The sequence below is a fragment of the Streptomyces sp. NPDC002104 genome, assembly GCF_053593795.1.
On record NZ_JBSFDF010000075.1, the window covers coordinates 20,394 to 27,178 of the forward strand.

Below are 6,785 nucleotides of genomic sequence, written 5' to 3' on the forward strand. Positions count from 1 at the left end.
TCACCGGGGCGGGCCCGTTCTGCATGGGTGCGAAAGACGCAGCTGAGAGGATCGGTCACGTGAGTGACGAGGTGGAGCCCGGGCACGTCCGGGTCAGGCTGGACCTGAGTTACGACGGCAAGGACTTCTCCGGCTGGGCGAAGCAGCGCGTGCTGCGGACCGTCCAGGGGGAGCTGCAGTCGGCCCTGCAGACCGTGATGCGGCTGCCCGATCCGGTCGAGCTGACCGTGGCCGGCCGCACCGACGCGGGCGTCCACGCGCGCGGGCAGGTCGCGCAGTTCGACGTACGGGACGAGGTGTGGGCCGAGCACCAGGACAAGCTGCTGCGCCGCCTCGCCGGGCGGCTGCCGCACGACGTACGGGTGTGGAAGGCCGCCGAGGCCCCCGCGGGGTTCAACGCGCGGTTCTCCGCGATCTGGCGCCGCTACGCCTACCGCGTGGGCGACCACCAGGCCGGCGTGGACCCGCTGCGCCGCGGGCACGTGCTCTGGTACCAGTGGCCGCTCGACGTGGACGCCATGAACGAGGCCGCCGCCGCGCTGGTGGGGGAGCACGACTTCGCCGCGTACTGCAAGAAGCGCGAGGGGGCCACGACCATCCGCACCCTCCAGCAGCTCAGCTGGGAGCGGGACGCGGAGGGGATCATCACCGCGACCGTCCGCGCCGACGCCTTCTGCCACAACATGGTCCGCTCGCTGGTCGGAGCGCTGCTGCACGTGGGCGACGGCCACCGGACGACCGACTGGCCCGGGAAGGTGCTGGCCGCGGCCGTACGGGACTCCTCGGTGCACGTGGTCAAGCCGCACGGGCTGACGCTGGAGGAGGTCGGCTACCCGGCCGACGAGCTGCTGGCCGCCCGCAGCAAGGAGGCGCGGAACCTGCGCACCCTGCCCGGAGCCGGCTGCTGCTAGCGCGGGCCTAATCCGTTTGGGCGGATCGGCGCCGGACCTGGACAATGCCCCGCATGGGACATCTCGAAGCCAGCCACCTGGAGTACTACCTTCCCGACGGGCGGGTCCTGCTCCCCGACGTCTCCTTCCGGGTGGGGGAGGGGTCGGTCGTCGCCCTGGTCGGGGCGAACGGGGCGGGCAAGACCACGCTGCTGAAGATGATCTCCGGTGAGCTGCAGCCGCACGGCGGCTCGGTCACCGTGAGCGGCGGGCTGGGCGTGATGTCGCAGTTCGTGGGCTCGGTCCGGGACGAGACGACCGTACGGGACCTGCTGGTCTCGGTGTCCCAGCCGCGGATCCGGGAGGCCGCGAAGGCGGTGGACCGGGCGGAGCAGCTGATCCTGACGGTGGACGACGAGCCCGCCCAGATGGCCTACGCGCAGGCGCTGAGCGACTGGGCCGACGTGCAGGGCTACGAGGCGGAGACGCTGTGGGACGTCTGCACGATGGCCGCGCTGGCGATCCCGTACGACTCGGCGCAGTTCCGCGAGGTGCGCACGCTCTCGGGCGGTGAGCAGAAGCGGCTGGTCCTGGAGGCGCTGCTGCGCGGGCCGGACGAGGTGCTGCTGCTCGACGAGCCGGACAACTACCTGGACGTCCCCGGCAAGCGGTGGCTGGAGGAGCAGCTGGCTGCCACCCGCAAGACGGTGCTCTTCGTCAGCCACGACCGGGAGCTGCTGACCCAGGCCGCCGAGAAGATCATCAGCCTGGAGGCGAGCCCGAACGGCTCCGACGTCTGGGTGCACGGCGAGGGCTTCGGCACCTTCCACGCGGCCCGCAAGGAGCGTTTCGCGCGCTTCGAGGAGCTCAAGCGGCGCTGGGACGAGGAGCACGCCCGGCTGAAGGCCCTGGTGCTGCGCCTGCGCGGGCAGGCCGCGATCAGCCCGGACATGGCCTCGCGCTACCACGCGATGCAGACGCGCTTCAAGAAGTTCGAGGAGGCCGGTCCGCCGCCCGAGCCGCCGCGCGAGCAGGACATCAAGATGCGCCTCAAGGGCGGCCGTACGGGCGTGCGCGCGCTCACGGTGGAGAACCTGGAGCTCACCGGGCTGATGAAGCCCTTCTCCCTGGAGGTCTTCTACGGGGAGCGGGTCGCGGTCCTCGGGTCGAACGGCTCGGGCAAGTCCCACTTCCTGCGCCTGATGGCGGGGGAGGACGTCAAGCACACGGGTACGTGGAAGCTCGGCGCCCGCGTGGTCCCCGGTCACTTCGCGCAGACCCACGCCCACCCCGAGCTGTTCGGCCGTACGCTCGTCGACATCCTGTGGACGGAGGCGGCGAAGCCGCTCGGCCAGGCGATGGGCGCCCTGCGCCGCTATGAGCTGGAGCGCCAGGGCGAGCAGGCCTTCGAGCGGCTCTCGGGCGGTCAGCAGGCGCGTTTCCAGATCCTGCTGCTGGAGCTCGCGGGGACGACGGCGCTGCTCCTGGACGAGCCGACGGACAACCTGGACCTGGAATCGGCGGAGGCGCTGCAGGACGGGCTGGAGGCGTACGACGGCACTGTGCTGTGCGTCACGCACGACCGGTGGTTCGCGCGCACATTTGACCGTTACCTGGTCTTCGGTTCAGACGGTGTTGTGCGGGAGACTACGGAGCCCGTCTGGGACGAACGTAGGGTCGAGCGGAAGCGCTAGGGGTAGACCGCCCCCGGCTTGGGTCGAGGGGACTGCGTAGTGGGGCTGCGGCCGAGTGTCTGGGTCATGAAGTGGGACAGCCCGTCCTCGTGGGACCGGGGGGTGGCCTGGCTGCTGCGGCCGGCCCCCCGGTCCTGGCGGTTCGTGGGCCTGGTGATCCTGCTGTCCGTGGCGGTCGCGGCGAGCCTGCGGGTCAACTGGGGCTCGGACAACGCCTTCGTGGTCAAGGCGGCCGACGCCCTGCTCGCGGGGGTCTCCCCGTACGAGGACAAGCGGTTCCTCTACCTGCCCAGCGCCGTGATCATGGCGATTCCCGAGGCCCTGCTGCCGGCGCCGCTGCTGCGCTGCGTGCTGCCGCTGGGGATGACCGGGCTCGTCGGCCTCGGCTGGTGGGCCTCGCTGCGGCTGTTCTCGGTACCGGTGCGCTCGCGGCTCGCGGTCGGCGGTTTCGCGCTGTTCGCGCTGGCGTACAAGCCGTACATCAACCTGGTGCTGATCGCGAACTGGACGGCCATCTCTGCCGCGGCCCTGCCGGTGGCCCTGCTGCTGGCGCACCGCAAGCACTGGGCCGCGGCCGGGCTGGTGGTGGGCCTGGCCATCGCCTGCAAGCCGATGCTGGTGCCGGTCGGGCTGCTGTTCCTGCTGGCTCGGCAGTGGCGGGGGCTGGCGCTCGCGGTGGGCGTACCGGTGGGGCTCTCGCTGGCGGGGGCGCTGATGATGCCGCACCCCATGCTGTTCTTCACCAAGACCCTGCCCTTCCTGCTCCAGGGCCAGGATTCCTACGCGCTGCCCTGGGACGCCTCGCCGATCGCCGCGCTGCCGCGGCTGGGGGTGCCCGAGCCGGTGGCCGTGGTGCTGGCCTTCACGGGGGCCGGCTGCGGTCTGTGGGCGACCTGGCGGCGGTGGCGGCGGCCGGTCGAGGTGGACGGCGACGGGGGTGAGCTGAGGCTGGTGGAGACCGCCTGCATGGTGATGCTCGCCGCATTCCTGGTGTCGCGGCCCTCCTTCGACCACTACCTGATCGTGGTGCTCCCGCTGCTGCTGGCGTCGGGGGTCCGGGAGGGCTCGATGCCGCGCTCGCCCTGGTTCTGGGTGGCCCTGGTGCCCCAGACGGCGGGCATCCCGTGGCCCTCGGAGTTCGAGGCCAAGAGGCGGGCGTTCCGGGACATGGTGACCCTGTGCGCGCTCGCCGGTCTGCTCGCTCGTCGCGCACTGCGCTCCGGACGGGTTACCCTGGAGCCCGTAACAACTGCGGGGTCCCCACCCAGGACCGAACCGGAGTGCGCCGCGTCGCCAGCTCAAACGGCTTCGCGGACCGCGTTTTGACCCGTACGGGTCCTTCTGGGTACTCTGCTTGTTTGTTATGCGTATTGGCTTTCTCATTCTCACGTGAAAGGGCCTTGCGCCGGTCCACCGGACCGATGACAAGCAGTTCAAGCAGTTCGCGCGGGCTCCGTCCCTGCTGCGAACGAGGGCTGTCGTGATCGTCCGTGGTGACCCTGTCAGGACCCTTCCCGCTGGGCTAGCGCCCTATGGGATGACCCACCACTGAAGAAGCGAAGGCATACGCGTGCGTACGTTCAGCCCCAAGCCCGGCGACATCTCGCGCCAGTGGCACGTCATTGACGCCCAGGACGTTGTCCTCGGCCGTCTGGCGACCCAGGCCGCTACCCTCCTGCGGGGTAAGCACAAGCCGACCTACGCCCCCCACATGGACATGGGCGACTTCGTCATCATCATCAACGCCGACAAGGTTCACCTGTCCGGCAACAAGGCGACCCAGAAGATGGCGTACCGCCACTCTGGCTTCCCGGGCGGTCTGCGTTCGGTCCGCTACGACGACCTCCTGGCGAACAACCCGGAGAAGGCCGTCGAGAAGGCCATCAAGGGCATGATCCCCAAGAACACCCTGGGCCGTCAGATGCTCTCGAAGCTGAAGGTCTACTCGGGCGATGTGCACCCCCACGCTGCTCAGCAGCCGGTGCCGTTCGAGATCACCCAGGTCGCGCAGTAGTTCCGGCCACCACACCCCATAAGACAAGAAACTTCTGAGGAGCATCGTGGCCGAGACCACCGCCGAGACGACCCCCGTCGAAGAGTTCGAGGGCAACGTCGAGGAGTACACCACCGAGACCGCGGACGTAGTCGAGGGTGACTACACGTCCGAGTCCCTTGCCGGTCGCTTCGGTGACCCCCAGCCGGCCGCCGGCCTGGGCCGTCGCAAGAACGCCATCGCCCGCGTCCGGATCGTTCCGGGCACCGGCAAGTGGAAGATCAACGGTCGCACCCTTGAGGACTACTTCCCCAACAAGGTGCACCAGCAGGAAGTCAACGAGCCGTTCAAGCTGCTCGAGCTCGACAACCGCTACGACGTCATCGCCCGCATCTCGGGTGGCGGCGTGTCCGGCCAGGCCGGCGCCCTGCGCCTCGGTGTGGCCCGTGCGCTGAACGAGGCGGACGTGGACAACAACCGCCCGGCGCTGAAGAAGGCCGGCTTCCTCTCCCGCGACGACCGTGCGGTCGAGCGCAAGAAGGCCGGTCTCAAGAAGGCCCGTAAGGCTCCGCAGTACAGCAAGCGTTAATCACGCCCGCTGTTCAGCACGAATCCGCCCCGGCAGCACTCTCTGTGCTGCCGGGGCGGTTCGTTTACCGCCAAAAGCGGCAAATAATTGGCACAACTGCTCACAGCGAAGTGTGAACTCGGGAGGACAACAGTGGGACGACTCTTCGGGACGGACGGTGTACGGGGCGTCGCCAACGCGGATCTGACGGCCGAGCTCGCGCTCGGCCTCTCCGTGGCGGCAGCGCACGTACTGGCCGAGGCGGGCACCTTCGAGGGGCACCGGGCCACGGCCGTGGTCGGCCGGGACCCCCGGGCCTCGGGCGAGTTCCTGGAGGCCGCAGTCGTCGCGGGCCTCGCGAGCGCGGGCGTGGACGTCCTGCGCGTCGGTGTGCTGCCCACCCCGGCGGTGGCGTATCTCACCGGTGCGCTGGGCGCCGACCTCGGTGTCATGCTCTCGGCCAGCCACAACGCCATGCCCGACAACGGCATCAAGTTCTTCGCGCGCGGCGGTCACAAGCTCGCCGACGAGCTGGAGGACCGGATCGAGGCCGTCTACGAGGACCACCGCACGGGTGCTCCCTGGGACCGCCCGACGGGCGCCGGTGTCGGCCGCGTCTCCGACTACACCGAGGGCTTCGACAAGTACGTCGCCCACCTCATGGGTGTCCTGCCCAACCGCCTCGACGGGCTCAAGGTCGTCCTGGACGAGGCGCACGGCGCGGCCGCCTACGTCTCGCCCGAGGCCTTCACCCGGGCCGGCGCGGAGATCGTCACGATCGGTGCCGAGCCCGACGGCCTGAACATCAACGACGGCTGCGGCTCCACCCACCTCGGTCTGCTGAAGCAGGCCGTCGTCGAGCACGGGGCCGACCTCGGCATCGCGCACGACGGGGACGCCGACCGCTGCCTGGCCGTGGACGCGAACGGCGAAGAGGTCGACGGGGACCAGATCCTCGCGGTGCTCGCGCTGGCGATGCGCGAGGCCGGGCACCTGCGCGAGGACACCGTCGTCGCCACCGTGATGTCCAACCTGGGCTTCAAGCTGGCGATGGAGGCCCAGGGCATCAACGTCGTGCAGACCGGCGTCGGCGACCGCTACGTCCTGGAGTCGATGAAGGAGCACGGGTACGCGCTGGGCGGCGAGCAGTCCGGCCACGTGATCATCCTCGACCACGCCACCACCGGTGACGGCACCCTGACCGGCCTGATGCTGGGGGCCCGGATCGCGGCCACCGGCAAGCCGCTGGCCGAGCTGACCGGGATCATGACCCGGCTGCCGCAGGTCCTGGTCAACGTCCCCGACGTGGACAAGTCGCGGGTCACCACCTCGGGCGAGCTGGCCGCGGCCGTCGCCGACGCGGAGCGGGAGCTCGGTACGACCGGGCGCGTCCTGCTGCGTCCGTCGGGCACGGAGCCCCTCGTACGGGTGATGGTGGAGGCCGCCGACATCGAGCAGGCCCGCTCGGTCGCGGGGCGCCTCGCGGACGTGGTGAAGTCGGCGCTCGGCTAGAGCCCGACCCCCGGTCATGACAGCGGCCCCGCGGGAAATGCCATGAGTTCCGCCAAGCAGGACGTGCGCGCGGCCACCGCCCGGGTGCAGGCGCCGGATCCCGCCCAGTACCGCCCCGGTCGCACGAT

The 6,785-nt window shown here is 70.3% G+C and carries 6 protein-coding genes; all 6 read left to right on the forward strand.

The annotated features are described in order from the left end of the window. The first annotated feature begins 59 nt into the window (after positions 1–59). The 6 genes from truA (at position 60) to glmM (ending at position 6,657) form a co-directional block, all read left to right on the forward strand. Complete coding sequence (truA, locus tag ACWCP2_RS35735; RefSeq protein WP_450912701.1) at positions 60–911, forward strand: tRNA pseudouridine(38-40) synthase TruA; 852 nt, start codon at positions 60–62, stop codon at positions 909–911. A 53-nt stretch (positions 912–964) separates the two neighbouring features. Then, positions 965–2,584 (forward strand): ABC-F family ATP-binding cassette domain-containing protein, encoded by a 1,620-nt coding sequence (locus ACWCP2_RS35740; RefSeq protein ID WP_450912702.1) that lies wholly within the window; start codon positions 965–967, stop codon positions 2,582–2,584. A gap of 66 nt (positions 2,585–2,650) precedes the next feature. Further along, positions 2,651–3,910 (forward strand): glycosyltransferase family 87 protein, encoded by a 1,260-nt coding sequence (locus ACWCP2_RS35745; RefSeq protein WP_450912703.1) that lies wholly within the window; start codon positions 2,651–2,653, stop codon positions 3,908–3,910. Positions 3,911–4,154: 244 nt separating this feature from the next. Beyond that, on the forward strand, positions 4,155–4,598 hold the full coding sequence (gene rplM, locus ACWCP2_RS35750) for a 50S ribosomal protein L13 (protein ID WP_112447734.1): 444 nt from the start codon (positions 4,155–4,157) through the stop codon (positions 4,596–4,598). A gap of 46 nt (positions 4,599–4,644) precedes the next feature. After that, on the forward strand, positions 4,645–5,166 hold the full coding sequence (gene rpsI / locus ACWCP2_RS35755; RefSeq protein ID WP_243333386.1) for a 30S ribosomal protein S9: 522 nt from the start codon (positions 4,645–4,647) through the stop codon (positions 5,164–5,166). A gap of 132 nt (positions 5,167–5,298) precedes the next feature. Further along, positions 5,299–6,657, forward strand: coding sequence for a phosphoglucosamine mutase (glmM, locus tag ACWCP2_RS35760; protein WP_450912704.1), 1,359 nt, complete (start codon positions 5,299–5,301; stop codon positions 6,655–6,657). Positions 6,658–6,785: the final 128 nt, after the last annotated feature.

Bases quoted from the DNA above. Each gene is read 5' to 3' on its own strand.
- ACWCP2_RS35745 (WP_450912703.1), top strand. From the start codon at position 2,651: ATGAAGTGGGACAGCCCGTCCTCGTGGGACCGGGGGGTGGCCTGGCTG.
- ACWCP2_RS35740 (WP_450912702.1), top strand. From the start codon at position 965: ATGGGACATCTCGAAGCCAGCCACCTGGAGTACTACCTTCCCGACGGG.